At 52.0% G+C, this 18736-nt stretch carries 13 protein-coding genes and 2 tRNA genes; 12 read left to right on the top strand and 3 right to left on the bottom strand.

Annotation, left to right across the window (positions count from 1 at the left end; all coding sequences use genetic code 11):
* The first annotated feature begins 22 nt into the window (after window positions 1-22).
* From pyrE to HQ48_RS02670, 6 genes are all read left to right on the top strand, one after another.
* Window positions 23-658 (top strand): orotate phosphoribosyltransferase, encoded by a 636-nt coding sequence (pyrE, locus tag HQ48_RS02695; RefSeq protein WP_044231563.1) that lies wholly within the window; start codon window positions 23-25, stop codon window positions 656-658.
* Between the two features lie 12 nt (window positions 659-670).
* Entirely contained in the window at window positions 671-1096 is a 426-nt protein-coding gene (locus tag HQ48_RS02690) for an SRPBCC family protein (protein WP_044231562.1), read from the top strand.
* A 26-nt stretch (window positions 1097-1122) separates the two neighbouring features.
* Window positions 1123-1563 carry a hypothetical protein gene (locus tag HQ48_RS02685; RefSeq protein WP_052408943.1) on the top strand — a complete coding sequence of 147 codons (441 nt, stop codon included), beginning with the start codon at window positions 1123-1125 and terminating at the stop codon, window positions 1561-1563.
* A 26-nt stretch (window positions 1564-1589) separates the two neighbouring features.
* Window positions 1590-2342, top strand: coding sequence for an exodeoxyribonuclease III (locus HQ48_RS02680; protein ID WP_044231967.1), 753 nt, complete (start codon window positions 1590-1592; stop codon window positions 2340-2342).
* Between the two features lie 340 nt (window positions 2343-2682).
* On the top strand, window positions 2683-4539 hold the full coding sequence (locus HQ48_RS02675) for a 2-oxoacid:acceptor oxidoreductase subunit alpha (RefSeq protein ID WP_044231561.1): 1857 nt from the start codon (window positions 2683-2685) through the stop codon (window positions 4537-4539).
* A 4-nt stretch (window positions 4540-4543) separates the two neighbouring features.
* A complete protein-coding gene (locus HQ48_RS02670; RefSeq protein WP_044231560.1) occupies window positions 4544-5560 on the top strand; it encodes a 2-oxoacid:ferredoxin oxidoreductase subunit beta in 1017 nt (338 codons plus the stop codon).
* 68 nt (window positions 5561-5628) lie between these two features.
* On the opposite strand, the gene HQ48_RS08980 is transcribed toward HQ48_RS02670, so the two are convergent.
* Together HQ48_RS08980 and HQ48_RS09335 are read right to left on the bottom strand one after the other, a co-directional pair.
* Window positions 5629-10128 (bottom strand): M60 family metallopeptidase, encoded by a 4500-nt coding sequence (locus tag HQ48_RS08980; protein WP_160225891.1) that lies wholly within the window; start codon window positions 10126-10128, stop codon window positions 5629-5631.
* Window positions 10129-10170: 42 nt separating this feature from the next.
* On the bottom strand, window positions 10171-10335 hold the full coding sequence (locus HQ48_RS09335; protein WP_160225889.1) for a hypothetical protein: 165 nt from the start codon (window positions 10333-10335) through the stop codon (window positions 10171-10173).
* 906 nt (window positions 10336-11241) lie between these two features.
* On the opposite strand from HQ48_RS09335, the gene sppA reads away from it, so the two are divergent.
* Window positions 11242-13053: a signal peptide peptidase SppA gene (gene sppA, locus HQ48_RS02660; RefSeq protein ID WP_052408941.1), complete on the top strand. Its 1812-nt coding sequence runs from the start codon at window positions 11242-11244 to the stop codon at window positions 13051-13053.
* Between the two features lie 33 nt (window positions 13054-13086).
* Window positions 13087-14193 carry a tetraacyldisaccharide 4'-kinase gene (gene lpxK, locus HQ48_RS02655; RefSeq protein WP_044231558.1) on the top strand — a complete coding sequence of 369 codons (1107 nt, stop codon included), beginning with the start codon at window positions 13087-13089 and terminating at the stop codon, window positions 14191-14193.
* Between the two features lie 71 nt (window positions 14194-14264).
* On the opposite strand, the gene megL is transcribed toward lpxK, so the two are convergent.
* Window positions 14265-15464 (bottom strand): methionine gamma-lyase, encoded by a 1200-nt coding sequence (gene megL, locus HQ48_RS02650; protein ID WP_044231557.1) that lies wholly within the window; start codon window positions 15462-15464, stop codon window positions 14265-14267.
* 213 nt (window positions 15465-15677) lie between these two features.
* On the opposite strand from megL, the gene HQ48_RS02645 reads away from it, so the two are divergent.
* The 4 genes from HQ48_RS02645 (at window position 15678) to HQ48_RS02630 (ending at window position 18624) form a co-directional block, all read left to right on the top strand.
* A tRNA-Leu gene (locus tag HQ48_RS02645) sits at window positions 15678-15760 on the top strand.
* Between the two features lie 44 nt (window positions 15761-15804).
* A tRNA-Leu gene (locus HQ48_RS02640) sits at window positions 15805-15888 on the top strand.
* A 76-nt stretch (window positions 15889-15964) separates the two neighbouring features.
* Entirely contained in the window at window positions 15965-16792 is an 828-nt protein-coding gene (ispE, locus tag HQ48_RS02635) for a 4-(cytidine 5'-diphospho)-2-C-methyl-D-erythritol kinase (RefSeq protein ID WP_044231556.1), read from the top strand.
* Complete coding sequence (locus HQ48_RS02630) at window positions 16771-18624, top strand: YgiQ family radical SAM protein (protein ID WP_255360626.1); 1854 nt, start codon at window positions 16771-16773, stop codon at window positions 18622-18624. Before ispE ends, HQ48_RS02630 begins: the two co-directional genes overlap by 22 nt.
* The last annotated feature ends 112 nt before the right edge of the window (window positions 18625-18736 follow it).

The raw sequence follows: 18736 nt of genomic DNA, 5'->3' as shown, positions 1-18736 counted from the left end.
AAATATCCAAAATATCGAAATAATGGAACAGGTAAAGCAACTCATAGCACAGAAGCTGATCGAGGTTCAGGCAGTTAGGTTACAGCCAGACAAACCATTCACATGGGCTAGTGGCTGGAAGTCCCCCATCTACTGTGACAACCGCAAGACGCTCAGTTACCCTCAGCTCAGGTCGCTCATCAAACTAGAGCTCGCTCGAGTGATCGCCGAGCAATTCCCCGAGGCAGAGGCTATCGCAGGGGTGGCTACGGGGGCTATCGCACAGGGTGCTTTGGTTGCAGATGCCCTCTCGCTCCCATTCTCCTACATACGTTCCGCTCCCAAGGATCATGGTATGGAGAATCTGATCGAGGGGGACCTCAAACCCGGTAGTCGGGTCGTGATCGTGGAGGATCTGATCTCTACTGGGGGCAGTAGCCTCAAGGCCGTAGAGGCTGTGCGCAAGCATGGCGCTCAGGTGCTGGGCATGGTGGCTATCTATACGCATGGCTTCCCCGATGCGGTACGCAACTTCGAGGCGGCAGATGTGCGCCTCATCACCCTAAGCGACTACGACGCCGTGCTCGCAGAGGCAGTACGTACCAATTATATTAGCAAGGACGATGAGCAGGTACTCGCCCAGTGGCGCAAGAGCCCATCTACTTGGACAGGAAAATAACCGACAGAACTTATGGCAGACTACGTTAGTAATATCAAAAGCATCGCCGCCAGTAGGCATCGTGTCTATGCGACTCTGAGCGACTTGACTGGGCTATCTCGCATAGGCGAGGCTCTCAAGCAGCACCCCGAGGCGAGCAAAATACAGATCGAGGCAATAGACCAAGACTCTTGTGCCTTCGTGATCTCGGGAGCTGGTAGACTCACACTCAAGGTTGTGGAGCGAGAGCCAGATAAGACTATCAAGCTCGAGGCCGAGCAGTCGCCCGTCCCCATTACCCTTTGGGTACAGCTCCTAGAGGCTGCCCCAGAGGATACTCGGCTTAGGCTGACTCTAAGGACGGAGCTGAACTTCTTGATGAAAAAAATGATCGGCGGGAAGCTACAAGACGGGGTAGAGAGAATGGCCGATATGATGGCTGCCGTTCCCTATCGCTAGTGATGCTTGTGCCGAGCAAAAGACTGATGCAAAGGGTGCTGTATGGGCTGATGCTCCTCGGCATCCTTTGTGCTTGTGGCGATAGGCTAGCGCCTACTACGCCAAGCCTACCAGTGTGGCTAGAGCTCCCCTTGCAGAGCCATACAAGTCTGCTCTCGCCGGGGGGGATGGAGCGCATCACGCAGGCCAGACTGGCTCATGATCGCTTAGGTTTCGCTGGGGTATTGGTGGTTCGCTCACTCACGGAGGAGGCATTCTTTGCCTACGATTTGGCTTGTCCCTACGAGATGTCGCCGAGCGTCCAACTTGTGCAGGACGACTTGCAGGTGCGCTGCCCCGAGTGTGGGAGCCAGTATGATGTGCTCTCGGGGAGCGGTGCGCCTATATCGGGACCTTCGCGCAGCCCTCTTCGACCTTATAGAACTCAGTATATAAGTAGCACCCGAGTGGTTCGGGTTGTGAACTAACACTAATGAATATCGAACGTAAAGCAATGAAATTTATATCGTGGAATGTCAATGGCCTTAGGGCTTGCTTCGACAAAGGCTTCCCCCTAATTATGCAGGAGCTCGATGCCGACTTCTTCTGCCTACAAGAAACCAAAATGCAGCAGGGGCAGCTCGATGCCGAGATCGAGGGCTATAGGAGCTACTGGAGCTATGCCGAGAAAAAAGGTTATTCTGGTACGGCCATCTATACCAAACATGAGCCTCTATCGGTCGCCTATGGCTTGGGTGTCGAGGAGCATGACCAAGAGGGACGTGTCATTACTCTGGAGATGCCAGACTTCTACCTCGTTACGGTCTATACACCCAATTCTCAGGATGAGCTACGTCGCCTAGACTATCGTATGACTTGGGACGATGCTTTTCGCCAGCATATTACGAATTTAGATCGGCACAAGCCCGTTATTCTCTGTGGCGATCTCAACGTGGCACATAAGGAGATCGACCTAAAGAACCCCAAGACCAATAGGCGCAATGCAGGCTTTACCGACGAGGAGCGTGAGAAGTTTCAGACGCTTCTAGATGCTGGTTTTGTCGATACATTCCGCCATTTCTACCCCGATCTAGAGGGGGCCTATTCGTGGTGGTCCTACCGCTTCAAGGCTAGAGAGAAGAACGCAGGCTGGCGTATCGACTACTTCCTTGTTTCCGACCGGCTCAAGTCGAGCTTGTCTTCCGCCAAGATCCACGCAGACGTCTTTGGCTCCGACCATTGCCCCGTAGAGGTGGTGCTGGGTTAATGTATCATGCTGCTATGATAGGTTGTGCTCGAGTGTTAAGCCCGAGCACAACCTATTTATATATGTAGGTAAGTTGTCCTCCTCCCTTCGCCATATTATCAGTCTTCATCAGCTTCAATCGGCCCAATAATCTTTATATCTGCGACCCCTCTCTGTGGATATTGAGATGGATATTTATTAACCCCTTGAGAGAGTGATCTGATTTATGAATTTTGTTGTGAAAATATTTGTCTAGGTATATGTAAATACATAGCTTTGCATCGTAGTTATGTAAAGTACATTGCTCTGCTGGCTCAATAGCTATGTAGGCACTTAAACGACAAGTTTAAATTAAGAAGTTATGGACGGACAAGTGACAGTCAAAACTTTGAAAGACGTTGTCATTCGATTCTCTGGTGACTCTGGAGACGGAATGCAGCTCACAGGGACGATCTTCTCAGATCTCTCGGCCATGTTAGGCAACACCATCTCTACCTTCCCAGACTTTCCTGCCGAAATTCGTGCTCCCCAAGGGACACTTAGCGGTGTATCTGGCTATCAGGTGCACATCGGTTCAGAGAGCGTGCGTGCTCCTGGGGATAGTGCGGATGTGCTGGTGGCGATGAATCCCGCAGCACTCAAGGTAAACAAGAAGCACCTCAAGCGTGAGTCAGTCATCATCATCGACAATGACTCCTTTGGTGCAGGCGACCTAAAGAAAGCTGAGTTCTCTACCGACGATCCATTCACCGAGCTAGGGCTGACCACACAGCAAGTCATCGCTGCCCCCATTACTTCGATGGTCAAGGACGGCCTCAAGGAGTTTGGTCTTGACAACAAGAGCGCCGTACGATGCAAGAATATGTTTGCGCTAGGGCTTATCTGCTGGCTCTTCGATCGTCCTCTTGAGCATGCAGAGGAGTTTCTCGACCGCAAGTTTGGCAAGAAACCCGATCTACGCAACGCCAACATCAAAGCACTACACGACGGCTTCAACTTCGGAGCCAACACACACGCCTCCACCACCGTCTATCGAGTGGAAAATCAGCAACCCAAGCCCGGGCGCTACCTAGATATTAATGGTAATAAGGCTACGGCCTATGGTCTGATTGCGGCAGCCGAACGTGCAGGCCTAGAGCTATTCCTCGGGAGCTATCCCATTACCCCTGCTACAGATATCCTACATGAGCTAGCCAAACACAAGGCACTTGGTGTCAAGACAGTGCAGGCCGAGGACGAAATTGCAGGTATCTGTACCGCTATCGGAGCTTCGTTTGCAGGTGATCTAGCGGTAACGACAACTTCGGGTCCGGGTCTAGCCCTCAAGGGTGAAGCTATGGGACTATCCGTTATCGCCGAGATCCCGCTAGTCATCGTCGATGTGCAGCGTGCAGGACCCTCAACGGGTATGCCTACCAAGAGCGAACAGACGGACCTTATGCAGGCGCTCTACGGACGCAACGGTGAGAGCCCTATGCCGGTTATTGCGGCCACTACTCCTAGCGATTGCTTCTACTCTGCCTATTGGGCAGCTAAGATTGCACTAGAGCACATGACGCCCGTTATTCTATTGACGGACTCGTTCATCGCCAATGGTTCGTCTGCGTGGCGCATCCCTCAGATGCACGACCTACCAGAGATCAAGCAACACACAGTAGATCTTCGCCCCGAAACAGACAAAAGATGGCGCCCGTATGAGCGTAACTCCGAGACTCAGGTGCGCTATTGGGCCAAACCCGGAATGGAGGGCTACGAACATCGTCTTGGCGGCCTAGAGAAGGATTACCATACTAGTGCGATCAGCACAGATGCCGATAACCACGAATTGATGGTTCGCACCCGTGCAGAGAAAGTCGCCAAGATCGCCGATAAGATACCACAGCTGGAGGTAGAGGGAGACCTTGATGCCGAGCTACTCATCGTTGGGTGGGGTGGTACCTACGGGCACCTCTACGAAACAATGCAGGAGATGAGAGCAGTAGGCCACAAGATAGCACTGGCTCACTTCGCTTTCATCAACCCTCTGCCCAGCAATGCCGAGGAAGTGCTACGACGCTACAAGCGTGTGGTCATAGCGGAGCAGAATACGGGGCAATTTGCTAGCTATTTGAGAGGTTTGCTACCCGGTTTCTGCCCATTGCAGTACAATCGCATTACTGGTCAGCCCTTCACAGTGGCTGAGCTGACCGAGGCATTCACCAAAATCATAGAGCAATAAAACCATGGATACGAATATGTGTAAGCTAGAAGCAAAAGATTTCAAGAGCGATCAGTACGTACGCTGGTGTCCCGGTTGCGGTGACCACGCAGTGTTGGCGGTACTACACAAGGCGATGGCTGAGGTCGGTATTCCTACTCATAGGACAGCGGTTATCTCGGGTATTGGCTGTTCGTCCCGCTTGCCTTACTATATGAATACGTATGGCTTCCATACGATCCATGGCCGTGCAGCGGCTATTGCCACGGGCGTCAAGACTGCCAATCCCGACCTAAGCGTTTGGGTTATCTCGGGTGATGGTGACAGCTTGGCTATCGGTGGTAATCACTTTATTCATGCGATCCGTCGTAATGTCAATCTGAATATCATTCTTTTCAACAACCGCATCTACGGCTTGACGAAGGGGCAGTACTCACCTACGAGCGACAGAGGTTTTATCTCCAAGAGCTCTCCCTACGGTACGGTTGAGGACCCTTTCATTCCAGCCGAGCTTTGCTTGGGAGCACGAGGAAAGTTCTTCGCCAGAGCTATTGATGTTGATATGAAAAATCTACAGTACTGTATGCAGGAGAGTGCTAAGCACGAAGGTGCATCAGTGGTGGAGGTGCTGGTCAATTGTGTGATCTTCAACGATGGTATTCATCGCTCCTATGCCATGAAGGACGTACGAGATGACCGTACGATCATGCTCCAGCATGGCGAGAAGATGATCTTTGGTAAAGATAGGAACAAGGGACTCGTGCTCGACGGGCTTAAGCTAAAGGCCGTTACAATAGGCGAAGATGGCTACACGATCGACGATGTACTTGTACACGACGCGCACGAACCAGACGTGACGATGCACAATATGCTGGCGATGATGGGTGGTGAGCTACCTATTGCTCTTGGTGTGATCCGTGATGTGCAGGATATCTCTTACGAAAAAGCCGTGCACCAGCAGATTGCCGATGTACAAGCCAAGAAGTCTCAACGCACACTTGAGGAGCTTCTACTGACCGATTCTTATTGGGAGGTTAAGTAGCTCAATAGAATATAAGCCAAGCGGGGCAGCACCGATTACATTCGGTGCTGCCCCGCTTGCGTTTAAGTCTAGCTAACGCTTAGGCGGGTGCGTTTGCCTGTCGCATCAACAGCGATGATACGATGACTGGCTGTCCAAGTTATGCTTGCGGGGAGCGTCCACGAAGTCTTGTCGCCGTACTCGATGTGTAGGATCTCTCCGGCAGCATCCGCCACCTCGTATGCTACGACACGAGAGAAGCCCTGTGTGGAGATCTGACGATTGTTGCGGATAATCGTGCCGACCGTCATGGGCTGAGGATTGCGGTACAAATCTAGATTGTTCTCCGTAATATACTCTAGGGCTACGTTGAGCTTAGGCTTACGGAGCGCCTTGATCTGCTCTCGCACCTCTTGGCCTCTCTGCTCTGTCACAGTGAGCCTACCCTTGCCATAATCATCAATCTCCATATCGACAGGAGTGAGGAAGCCCCACTTGTCGAAGAAGTCCGTCAGGTCATAGCCCGCTACCTTGGAGGCGATGAGGGCAAACTCACTCTGCTCGTAGCCCGGTGCTCTCTTGGTAGCATCGTTTGTCGCATGGACACGGAGGTACTCGTAGAGGTCTGGATAGAAGCCTCCCTTGTCGGAGGTCTGTATGGCGGGTGTCTTGCCTAACACGTTGCCGAAGTAGAGCTCTAGCTGTACGAATGGTACTAGCTTGCCGAAGACATTGGTCGTCTTGGAGGCATGGCTATCACTGGGCACAACCTTATTGGGCTCTTGGTCACTTAGGGATTTGATATTGCGCCTTAATAGTCCATTCCAAGCCTCGTGGTAGCGGTTCTCATTGATCATACGTGTCTGTTTCTTGAAGACATTGTACATCACATAGAAGGAGAAGATATTGACCGTACACTCGGTCATACCCTTCCACTTGAGGCCTTGCGTCTGATTGGTGTGTCCAATCTCGTGGTAGGGGCCCCAAGCACTCTCCATTTTCTGTGCGCTTGCTAGCGTCTCCATCGTAGTGTGGACGTAGGCTGTATGGTAATGCGTTGCATACATAAAGGCATGATACATCACATGCATATAAGATCTATTCTTACGTACTCGGTCGTATTTGTAGAGCCCTAGATGCTCCATCTCAGCCACGACGATCTTATCTGCCACGTCTGCGAGTGCCTTACCATCTGGGGTCAGACCACGGAACACTCTAGTCTCATAGGTCATATGTGCGTGAGCTCCGATGATGTCGAAGTAGCGGTCCGTAGCTCTGCTGAGTAGCTCTAGCCAACGCCCACGGTGGCTCTCCCTCTGGCTGTCGAAGTAGCCATTGACTGTACCCGTGGCGAAGTGGATAGTGATGGGTTTGGCTGTGCTAAGAGCCTGCATTGTGCTGGTCAGATAATTGACGTAGATCAGCCCCTTCTCTCTAACCTTGATTGCATTGAAGCCTTCCTTGAGCGGATACATAGCTCCACCGAAGCCGTCGCTATTGGGCTTATCCAAGTTCTGAATCCTAAGTTGTAGACCAGAGTGCCCATGCGTATCCCCGACGAAAACGACTAGCACTTCGTCCTTCTTCACTGCTATACCCGTGGGGTTGTCATGTACAGAATGTGGGTAAGTCTTGAGCTCGTTGGCTTGTATCCAAGGGTCTGGGTAGGCCTCGAAGTCGTCGATGCGGAACTCTCTAGGATACTTCCTGTCGTACATCCGCAGGGCGATATCCTTGAGGAATGGGTCGGAGTGCTGGAGGATCTGCTCTCGTGAGAGGTTGGGGCGCAGCACAGTACAAGCCTTGTCGGAGAATAGATCTGCCATTAGCTGCTCATACGCTCTAGGATTATAGCCCGAGCGGTAGAACTCTACCTCTGAGGCCGAAGCATAGCCACCCACACCCGACAGGACCTTGATGCGGATAGCTCCAGCGGTAACTACCTGTTTGAGTGCAAGCTCTTGCATAGCTTTCGTCCCGTTGAAGGTGTGCCTCTGCAGCGAAGTGTAGTTCTGCCCATCGTTTGAGTACAAGATCTCTACCTCTTGGAAGTTGCCATTGTCATTACCTCCCTGACGAGGATAGTAAGTAATCGAGCCGACTTGCTCGGTCTGCTCAAAGATGAAATCTAGCTCAATTGGCAAATCATTTCGTCCCCAGCGAGAATGATAGATGGTGGCATCTGTAGTTCCATTGGTGTTGCCGTCTATTGCATTGGGTATCTTGCTGTGCGCATGCTCAGAAGAGGCTTTGGCTCGGGCAACCTTGATCTTGTTCTGCTGCTTGATGGCCGACTGCTTGCGATCGAATCCGTCATTATACACCCCATTTGCTTGTGCCTCGGAGGTGCTACTCCAGCCTCGCTCTGGTACGATGTTCACTCCTGATACCTCTCGCCAGAAGGGGAGGTTCTTGGGGTTGTTGAGCTGGGTGTAGCCAGCCCAAGTTGAGGCGTATGGGGAGCGTCCGGCTACATAGTTTCTAGAGCCGAGCGACTTGCGCCCACCGTTCTCGCTACGCTCAAAGTGCCAAGCACCCACCTTGGTAATCATCTGTGCGGTAGAGAAGTTGTAGCCTCTAGAGCGTACTAGTGAGTAAGGCAAGTCGCTATCGGCATCGAGGTCTTGGATATGATCTTCCAACTCGAGGCCTTGGTTGAGGCTCGTTGAGCGAAGCTGATTGAAGGACGAAGCTACTGCTCGTCCTTGTAGGACGGGGACGGCCGCATCTACTACCTCGGGCGAGCGATTGTCTGAGTTGTATCTAACCAAAACAAGACCATCGGTGGGTGCTAGGTCTAGGACGGCTGGCCATCTATTGCCACCCTCGTGTGTGATACCATTGTCGGCTGCTACGAAGGCTTGGGTATATCCTCTGCTGAAGGCGGAGTCGATCTGTCCGCCAGCTCTTGGATTGGTGGCTTGTGCATCTTCTAGATCCTGCACGGCTTGTTTGAGAGACCTATACTTAGGGTCGCTGGTGTTATTCCCTGCAAATAGGGTTGCAGGGAGGGTGCCTTGCTGTACGGCACGGTCAAAAGCATCGATGCTACTCTTGGGGCTCTTGCGTGTTTTGGCGTAACCCGGGCCTGCTATGAGTACTGTCTTCCCCGGCTCTAGGATTGTGGATCGGCTACCTAAGAAACGATGAAACCACGCCCCCTCGTACTCGCCCATGCGAGGGTAGTTTTGACCTACATTGCCTCCAAATGGCACTTTGTTGGGTGCATCTCCCGAGATGATCGATAAGGGTAGTAGTAGAGCTGTGTTGGGGTTGTTCTGTCCTCTAGGGGTATTGGCTACATAGAAGGTATAGCCCTCCGAGTAGCTGTTGATAGCCCTAGCTAGCGCATACTCGGCTAGGTCTATGGGGCTAGTGGTGGGGTTGTAGATCTCGACGATAGAGTAGTTGTTGCGGTTCTGTGGCTGGCTGGGGTTCTCCTCTCGAGCATAGTCGTAGAAGACCTCTGAGATGATCAGACCGCTCGTCAAGATATTGCTTAGCTTGTAGGTGCTCCCGATTTTCAGAGGGCGATGCCTCTGCTTGTCGTAGGTAACGACATGCTGGGCGACATTGATTTCGCCTGCTTGTGGGGTCTCCAGCGCCTCTACCTCTAGCTCTATCTTGGTGCTTAGGTTGGGCTGCTCTACATTGGTAGGCATACCCCAAGTGTAGATCGTGCGCTCTGGCGACCAGCCAGCTCCTGCGGGTAAGACGAGGCTATGGTTCGTAGAGGCTCCTGCTGGGGCAAGTGTGAACCTCCGCTCCACGATATCGGTATTGGTGACATCTGCACGCCACTGAGGGAGCTGATTGGGCGAATCGAGGGCGTCGTCCTCGATAGCCATGGGGTCGAATACTCCTGTATCTCGCCAAGCATTGGTCGATATCTTGAGCCCTATAGCCTTGTAGTCTTGAGCCATATCGCTATTGAACTGCAACCTAAGGATCGTCCCGTGGGGGCGGAAGCGAGCCGCCGCTGGGATCAAGGCTGTCTGGCTGTTGGCAGGTAGCTCTAGCCTTGTCCAAGCTAAGATATAGGGGGCATCAAGGCTACCGTCTGCTGGCAGAGAAGTCGGCTCCGAGCCAGCCTCTCCCATTCGTAGCTGTCCGTTACTGAGGTCGAAGCTCTTACCTCCGATGATTGCGGTTATGTACCACTGACCTGCACGGTCTATTTTTTTATCCGAGGGGAGGCGCACTTTCTCTAGCTTGAGCCGATTGCCACTGCGTCCTTTCCAAGTGATGTCGGCATAGATCGTCGCCGAGCGATCGCCCTTTTTCCTGATGATGCAGTGGGCCGTTTCTTCAGCTCGAACGTCTGACTTTTTCAGAGTCGTTGTAGCTTCGTCTTCTTCGTATTTATTGGCTCTCAGATCCTCCCCCTCAAGGTCAATGTCGAGTGAGAGCATCAGTGCATCTACCTCCTGCTTGGCATTGGTAGTCACAGAGATTAATACGGGCTCCGTAGAGGCGGTTGCTGCTGCCTCATTGTCGCTGAGTATGGCCTCACGATCCTCGGCAGTACAGCCCCATATCGAGAGCAGGAGGACGAGCAGTGTCGTGCATCTCAAGGAGTTGATTTTCATTGTATTCTTTGCGATTTTTGTATTCATTCGGGGTCTGTAGTTTTATAGTTCGCCCTCTTCGTCCCAATCATCAACTAGGAGATCCTCGTCTATGATTGTGGCGAGATACGATATTTGAGTTAATAGACTGATCCCTTGCCCTGAGAGCTGGATGTGATAAGTCTCTGGAGCGACATAGCTATGCCTAGCCCCTTCTTGGTATGTCATATTATATGTAAGAGATGATAGAATTTGGACGAAGGTATAGCTGTGGGTGATGCAGCGCCTCGCTTCTTAATTTTTTATTTCGAACTGCAAAGATACGAAAACTAATTAGATTTATCGCACTATTTTAGACGTACTCTGGCGAGATGTCGAGGATTACATAATTTATATTTTGGATCAGTTTTCTGAGTATTGTTGGGGCATTTACTTCCCGAGGCGGAAAAAAGGGGTAGATTGCGTATTCGCCCCCTAGCGGGCGCTACACGGCGTCCGACCTCGCTGGCACACCTTTACCCTAGTGCGATGAAAATAACTGCCTAAAACGCCCTCTATACAAATGTCTATTCCCCAGCAATATAAATTGCGAACTTAGGCGATTTTATAGATTTTCGGCTTATTGCTTGGCATTTCTTCCCATCAATCTTGACAGATTGTAGGATAGATCTGGGCAGATTAGTCCACCAATTCTAAAAAATGTTCCCATTGAAATGATTGATTGCTGTATGACAATCGCCGAATTGATAGCTAGTGTTGTTGTTATTTTTTTACAGAATGTTTATACGAACGGGGGGGGCCAGTGAGAGCTATCCGTAGTCGCCTCACCCTTGTCCTTGTTTCATAGATGCCCTTTGGGTAAATAATGTCAGTAGAGAGCCTCTAGTGTTTTAATAGTCTGTTTGATAGGCGGTTATTTTTGTTTTCCTTGGGTAGTCAGTGGCTGCCCTCATGTATGGTGCAAGCAGACTCTTCCTTAGGTGGCATATAGCCGGAGCTCCATGAGTCTAGTGAATGGCCTGCTTCACGTATGGTCAAGTGCGTTTAGCGAGCTTGTTTCTCTTACCCCAATGTGCTATATTTGTAGCCCATATACATTATAGCAGAATAAGAATCAGTATTATACCAGTTCGTATGAAAAGTTTCCTTAAAATGTTTTTGGCCTCTTTGCTTGGGATCGTAGCAGGCTCGGGGTGTTTGATTTTCATACTGTTTACCTTCATCGCAGGAGCTATAGCCAGCTTGGCATCTTTCGGCAGTAGCGATGTAGAGCCAGTGGCAATCAAAGCTAATACGGTACTCAAGATCAATCTGTCGCAGATCTCCGAGATTGTCGAGAGCAATCCGCTAGACAACCTGCTTAGCTCAAGCAAGGAGGATATGCCCGTTTCGCTGACCGAAGCAGTGCGTGCGATCAAGAAGGCCAAGAATAACCCCAATATCTCTGGCATTTACCTCAATGTAGAGCATATACAGGCTGGTATGGCTTCTGTCGATGAGCTCCGTAGAGCGCTGCAAGACTTCCGTGCTTCGGGTAAGGTTATCGTAGCCTACGCAGACGACTTCAGTCAGAAAGCATACTATTTGGCTTCTGTTGCCGATCAGATTACTCTCAACCCCGAGGGTTCGGTAAGCATTATGGGTATCGCTTCAAGCACCTTGATGATGCGCAGCGCTCTCTCCAAGCTCGGCATCAAGACCGAGGTCTTCAAGGTGGGTACATACAAGTCTGCCGTAGAGCCCTTCATTCTCGACCACATGAGCGAGGCCAACAAGGAGCAGGTACAGACCTATATCGATGGCCTCTGGCACAACATTACCTCTACCATAGCAGAGGCCCGAGGCATCGAGCCCGACTCTATACGCCTGATAGCAGAGCGTGGTGAAGCGTTTGCACCAGCTCAACTCTTCGTTGAGCGCAAACTGGTCGATACCCTGCTGTACAGACGTGACATCAAGGGGCTTATGGCAGAGCGCTTGCAGCTAGGTAAGCCCGAGGAAGTCAATATGGTTACTCTGTCGGAGATGGTTAATCAGCCCGAGGTTGGTGCCCCTATCTCTGGCGATGCGATCTCTGTGATCGTCGCAGAGGGGGAGATCATGCCAGAGAAAGCATCTCTATACGGTGGTGTAACTAGCATCACATACGACCTAGTCGATAAGCTACAAGAGGTAGCTAAGCGAGAGGACGTCAAGGCAGTAGTGCTGCGCATCAATTCTCCCGGGGGAAGTGCATTCCTATCGGAGCAGATATGGAGAGAGGTTAAGGCGCTGCAAGAGCTAAAGCCTGTGGTTGTATCCATGGGTGATGTGGCAGCCTCTGGTGGTTACTACATAGCTTCGGCAGCCGACCGCATCGTAGCCGAGGCGAATACGCTCACTGGGTCCATCGGTATCTTCGGCCTAGTGCAGAACGCCAGTGAGCTGGCTAGTCGCCTAGGGGTCAATTTGGATATTGTCAAGACGAGCAAGTTTGCCAATCTAGAGAGCGGTGGTCTAGCAGGGCTACCCATCAACCCTATGACAGATGAGGAGCGTGCCCTCATACAGCGTATGGTAGAGCGAGGCTATCGGACGTTCCTGAGTCGAGTGGCCGAGGGGCGCAACATGACCTTGGAGCAGGTCGATCAGGTTGCTCAGGGGCGTGTATGGTTAGGTAGTAAGGCTCTAGAGCTAGGTCTAGTAGATGAGTTGGGCGGCCTATCTACCGCCGTGGAGGCTGCAGCCAAACTAGCGAACCTCTCTGAGTATAGACTGGACTACGGCCAAACCTCTCGCAATATCCTCTCGGAGCTCCTAGAGAGTCAGAGCAGCAGCGACTTCGTGGCTAGACTCAAGTATAGCTTCATGAGCCCTCGTGAGCGTGAGCTCCTGCTCCTGCTTGAGCGACAGACCGCAAGCTTAGGCGTGCAAGCTCGTCTGCCCTACGAGATCTCGGTCTACTAAACTTAGAGCGTGTGCATCAATAGCGAGTAGAATATGTCCACGATCACCAAGTACCGTCCATTGCTGCGTCCCCTTGCTTGGCTATACGGCAGGGGCGTGGCTCTGCGCAATTTTTGTTTTGATCGTGGATTATTGCCTAGCGAAGCCTTCCCTATCCCCGTTATCTGCGTCGGCAATATCGCCATAGGAGGTACAGGTAAGACACCTCATGTGGAGTATATTCTCCAGCATCTGCATCAGCAGTATCGCGTCGCAGTACTTAGTCGCGGCTACAAGCGCAAGAGCAAAGGCCTAGTCGTGGCTACCGAGGTATCTAGCCCTCTAGAGATCGGTGATGAGCCTAGGCAGATCAAGCTCAAATATCCGCAGGTACAGGTCGTAGTGGATGGCAATAGACGGCGAGCGATGCGCTACTTGATGTCGCTGCCAGCAGATCAGCGCCCCGAGGTGGTGGTCATGGACGATGGCTATCAGCACCGCTACCTCAAGCCTTCCTACTCGATACTGCTTGTAGATGCTAGACGACCAGTGTGGGACGATCGGCTACTACCAGAGGGCAATCTGCGAGAGTCTATCTCTGCACTCTACAGAGCTGACTGCATCATCGTGACCAAGTGCCCAGAGGATATGAGCCCCATACAGCAGCGCATCATCGAGCGCAATCTGGCTCTCTTCCCTCATCAACAGATTTACTTCTCTCGTATGGCCTATCAGGCGTTGCAGCCGTTGGTGCCGCCCCTAGATGCCTCGGCAGAGGCTGCACCTCCCGGTCGGGTGGATAGGGTCGTGGCTCTGGCTGGTATCGCTAATCCCGATCCTTTTGTCCAGAGGTTAGAGGCACGTTTTAGGCTAGTGGATAAGTTCATCTACCCCGATCATCACCACTTCGAGCAAGACGATATCAGAGAGCTAAACCAACGGTACAGCGAGTTGCTAGCAGAGGATAATACCTCTCTCTATGTCATTTGCACGGAGAAAGATGCCGTTCGGCTCATAGAGTACCAAGCTCATCTAAGCCCCGAGTTGCTTAGCCGTATCTATTACCTCCCGATCCACGTGGAGGTTTTGCACAATGAGGAGGAGCTCAAGCGATCTATCTGGCTAGCTGCAAGGGCCAAGCCCGCTTCGCTGCAGATCTAGAGCAGGCCCCCCAAAACATAAAATCCCCTAGAGCCCGTGAGCTCTAGGGGATTTTATGTTTTGGGGGGGTACTATATCGAGGCTAGAGCTTGCTCTAGGTCAGCGATAATGTCTTCGGCGTCCTCAATACCAACTGATAGGCGTACTAGCCCCTCCGATATATCGCTGGCCGCTCGCTCTTCGGGAGTGTAGGGCGAGTGTGTCATGGAAGCGGGGTGCTCAATGAGCGTCTCGGTATCTCCGAGGCTAACGGCAAGGCTGCATAGATGTACAGAGTTCATCAGTTTGCGCCCAGCCTCGAGGCCTCCTGCTACCTCGAAGGCAATCATCGAGCCGGGTAGGCGCATATATTTCTTGGCAAGCTCTCTCTGAGGGAAACTCTCTAGGCCGGGATAGGCTACGTTCGTTACTCTGGGGTGACGCTCTAGGAACTCCGCCACCTGCTGAGCATTCTCGCAGTGTCGCTCCATGCGCACGTGTAGGGTTTTGAGCCCTCTGTTGATCAGAAATGCCTCGAATGGGCCGAGTGATGCCCCCGTAAGATCCTTGATGCCAACTAGACGAACTTGGTCGATGTACTCTTGGCTACCGACTACGAAACCTGCGATGACGTCACCATGCCCGTTGAGAAACTTCGTTGCCGAGTGTACCACGATATCCGCTCCATGGCTTAGCGGGCGGCAGATGTAGGGTGTACAGTAGGTATTGTCTACCATGACGCGCACACCCTCTTGGGCGTGGGCAATCTTGGCGATAGCCTCTATGTCGGCCAGATACATATTGGGATTGGCAGGGGTTTCCACATAAACCAGTTTGGTATTTGGGCGCATCGCACGGCGCACCTCCTCGGGGTCACGCATATCGACGAAGCTAACCTCTACGCCATAGCGCTTGAGCCCATGCTCAAGGAAGGCATACGTACAGCCATAGAGGGTCTTACCTGCTACGATGTGGTCGCCTGCCTGCACACATACCCAGATCGCTGAGGTAATAGCCCCCATGCCAGAGGCCGCACTTACGCAGGCCTCACCGCCCTCTAGGGAGGCTACTTTCTCTTCGACCGTAGTGCAGGTTGGGTTACCTAGACGGCTATAAATATAGCCGCCCTCCTCCAGCGCAAAGCGGCGACCTCCCTGCTCGGCGTTGTCGAATATAAATGTTGAGGTTTGGTAGATTGGTGATGCAAGCGTGCCGTACATGTTTTTCTCCGCACCTACGTGTATGGAGCGTGTTGCAAAGCCAGCCTTCTTAATCTCTTCGGGTGTCAGCATAATGTGTATTTATTAGAGTTAGACAATTACTTGCTTCATTCTTCTAGCAAATATAGATGTTTATCCCTATTTGTCGATCATTATACTAGACATCAAGAGTAAACTAACGTTATACAGCCCTCTTGAGTGCGGCGGAACGCGAGAGGCGCAGAAAAGTTTGGGAAGTGTTTGGTGGTTTAGAAAACTCGTTCTATCTTTGCATCGCAAAAGAGAGCCCGGGTGGCGGAATTGGTAGACGCGCTCGTTTCAGGTGCGAGTGTTCAAAAGACGTGCAGGTTCGATTCCTGTCCCGGGCACGAGGATACAATCAGCTCCTTGCTCTCTAAAGCAAAGACATAATGCGCGGGTGGTGGAATTGGTAGACACGCTACTTTGAGGGGGTAGTGCCGGTTTCGGCGTGTGAGTTCAAATCTCATCTCGCGTACTTAGAGAGTGGTCAGCAATCAAGGTTGTTGATCACTTTTTCTTTTTAGATTTTCCTTTTTCAGGTTTATCCGCTTATGATCTCATTCCCCAATGCCAAGATCAATCTTGGGCTCAACATCATAGGTCGCCGCCCAGACGGCTATCATCTGCTAGAGACTCTATTCTATCCCATCCCACTGTGCGATGTCCTAGAGGCGCATCCTCTACCCGAGGGGCAGGAAGATAGGCTTACTCTATACGGGGCAGACAATCTAGGCGACCCTGCAGACAACCTCGCCCTGCGTGCCGTTCGTGCTCTTAGGGCGCGCTATGCCGTTCCCCCTCTAGACATCTACCTCCGCAAGCATATCCCCTCGGGGGCAGGTATGGGTGGCGGTTCGGCCGATGCCTCCTTTATGCTCACGATGCTCAACCGAAAGCTTGCGTTAGGAGTCACCCAAGAGGAGTTACGAGAGATTGCCCTAGGGCTTGGGGCGGATTGCCCCGTCTTCATCGACAACGTACCCGCCTTCGGCGAAGGCATCGGGGAGCAACTAACGCCCTACGAGGGATTATCCCTCTCGGGCTATGTACTTGTAGTCGTCAAACCCGAGCTACACATCAGCACAGCAGAGGCTTTCCGTGGACTCCGACGTGTAGCCCCTGCACCCGAACCTCTACGCGAGCTCCTCGACCTATCACTAGAACAATGGCACTCTCGAGTGGTTAATGATTTTGAAGAGAGCCTCTTCCCTCTTTACCCAGAGCTCGAGAAGATCAAGACTTGGCTCTACGACCAAGGGGCGATCTACGCCTCTATGACTGGCTCGGGAGCTGCCCTATACGGCATATTCGCCGAGGAGATCGAGCTAGATAGATATGAACTAAAAGATTACTTCATTTGGCAACACAAACTTCCGTAGAAAGCAAAAAGCCACTGTGGCTACCGACGACCAAGAAAGAGATGGAGATGCGCGGCTGGGACGAGGCCGACGTGATCATCTTCTCTGGCGATGCGTATGTCGATCATCCTTCCTTTGGCAATGCAGTGGTAGGACGCTTCCTCGAGTCCATGGGGCTGAGGGTAGCGATCGTGCCACAGCCCAACTGGCGTGACGACCTGCGCGACTTCAAGAAGCTTGGTCGTCCGCGTCTATTCTTCGGTATCTCGGCTGGGGTTATGGACTCGATGGTCAATAAGTACACGGCTCGCAAGCGTTTACGCAAGGAAGATGCCTATACCCCCGACGGGCGCAACGATATGCGCCCCGACTATCCCTCTATCGTGTATGCGGACTGCATCCGCAAGTTCTACCCCGACGTCCCCATCGTCCTTGGGGGCGTAGAGGCCAGTCTTAGGCGTGTCACGCACTACGACTACTGGAGCGACCGTCTGATGCCCACCATTCTGGCGCAGACCAAGGCCGACCTACTTATATATGGTATGGGCGAGCAGCCTTTGCGTAGCCTCGTGAGCCGACTGCAAGCGGGTGAAGCTTTCGCTAGCCTCAAGGATATTCCTCAGACGGCTTACCTCGCCTCACGCAAAGACTTCGAGGCTAAGAAAGGCGACATCATCCTCTATGGACATGAGGAGTGCCTAGAGAATAAGCGCAAGCAGGCAGCTAACTTCAAGCACATCGAGCAGCAGAGCAATATGATAAAGGCTAACCGCATCCTGCAAGCCGTAGGTGGACGTATCTTAGTGGTCAATCCGCCCTATCCGCCGATGACGAGCCGAGAGATTGATACGAGCTTCGACCTGCCTTACACACGCCTGCCCCACCCCAAATATAGAGGTAAGAAACTGGGGGCTTATGAGATGATTAAGTTCTCGGTCAATATGCACCGTGGGTGTTTCGGGGGCTGTGCGTTCTGCACGATCAGTGCACATCAAGGCAAGTTCGTCGCCAGCCGTAGCGAGCGTTCTATACTCAAGGAAGTAGATGCTATCACACAGATGGAGGACTTCAAGGGCTATCTAAGTGATGTGGGTGGCCCCTCTGCCAATATGTATGCGATGAAAGGGAAGAATCTGTCGATCTGTGAGATGTGTCGCCGCCCAAGCTGCATCCACCCCAAGATATGTCCCAACCTAAACGCTGACCATACACGCCTGACCAATCTGCTTAGGCGCATCGACGAGCATCCACGCATCAAGAAGAGCTTCATCTCTAGCGGCATCCGCTACGACCTATTCTTCGGCGACCACCACGACCCTAAACACCGAGAGGCGGCATTCGTCTATGCTCGTGATTTGGTGGAGAAGCACGTCTCGGGCAGGCTCAAAGTAGCCCCAGAGCACACGAGTGACCGGGTGCTTAACCTGATGCGCAAACCTTCGTTCAAGATGTTCTACGAGTTTAAGAAGTTCTTCGACGAAGTGAACCAAGCCAGCGGACAAAATCAGCAAATTATCCCTTACTTTATCAGTAGCCACCCTGGCTGCACAGAGGAGGATATGGCAGAGCTAGCTGCCGAAACCAAGAAACTCGGCTTCCGCTTGGAGCAAATACAAGACTTCACACCTACACCAATGACTCTGGCTACCGAGATCTACTACACGGGTATCCACCCCTATACTCTAGAACCCGTCTTCACGGCAATCACTGAAACGCAGAAAACAGCTCAGCATCAGTTCTTCTTTTGGTATCAGCCAGCCCAGCGCGCCAAGATCATGAAGGCCCTACGCAAGATGGGTCGCCCAGACCTCGAGCGTGAGCTCTTCGGCAATGGGCATCAACGCAAACGGTAGACACAAAGGAACAAATAGCACATAGTCATCTATACAAAAAGACGTTTCCGCTCTTTTTGTATAGATCTTCGTGTGTTTTTACATATTTTGCTGTACCTTTGCTAGCCAGACA

The sequence above is a fragment of the Porphyromonas sp. COT-290 OH3588 genome, from assembly GCF_000769075.1.
Taxonomy (GTDB): Bacteria; Bacteroidota; Bacteroidia; order Bacteroidales; family Porphyromonadaceae; genus Porphyromonas.
Note: the sequence above shows the minus strand (reverse complement) of the source record. Positions and strands in the feature narration are given on the sequence as shown.

Coding starts and splice junctions, on each gene's coding strand:
- pyrE (WP_044231563.1), top strand. CDS start 23: ATGGAACAGGTAAAGCAACTCATAGCACAGAAGCTGATCGAGGTTCAG.
- HQ48_RS02690 (WP_044231562.1), top strand. CDS start 671: ATGGCAGACTACGTTAGTAATATCAAAAGCATCGCCGCCAGTAGGCAT.
- HQ48_RS02685 (WP_052408943.1), top strand. CDS start 1,123: ATGCAAAGGGTGCTGTATGGGCTGATGCTCCTCGGCATCCTTTGTGCT.
- HQ48_RS02680 (WP_044231967.1), top strand. CDS start 1,590: ATGAAATTTATATCGTGGAATGTCAATGGCCTTAGGGCTTGCTTCGAC.
- HQ48_RS02675 (WP_044231561.1), top strand. CDS start 2,683: ATGGACGGACAAGTGACAGTCAAAACTTTGAAAGACGTTGTCATTCGA.
- HQ48_RS02670 (WP_044231560.1), top strand. CDS start 4,544: ATGGATACGAATATGTGTAAGCTAGAAGCAAAAGATTTCAAGAGCGAT.
- HQ48_RS08980 (WP_160225891.1), bottom strand. CDS start 10,128: ATGAAAATCAACTCCTTGAGATGCACGACACTGCTCGTCCTCCTGCTC.
- HQ48_RS09335 (WP_160225889.1), bottom strand. CDS start 10,335: ATGACATACCAAGAAGGGGCTAGGCATAGCTATGTCGCTCCAGAGACT.
- sppA (WP_052408941.1), top strand. CDS start 11,242: ATGAAAAGTTTCCTTAAAATGTTTTTGGCCTCTTTGCTTGGGATCGTA.
- lpxK (WP_044231558.1), top strand. CDS start 13,087: ATGTCCACGATCACCAAGTACCGTCCATTGCTGCGTCCCCTTGCTTGG.
- megL (WP_044231557.1), bottom strand. CDS start 15,464: ATGCTGACACCCGAAGAGATTAAGAAGGCTGGCTTTGCAACACGCTCC.
- ispE (WP_044231556.1), top strand. CDS start 15,965: ATGATCTCATTCCCCAATGCCAAGATCAATCTTGGGCTCAACATCATA.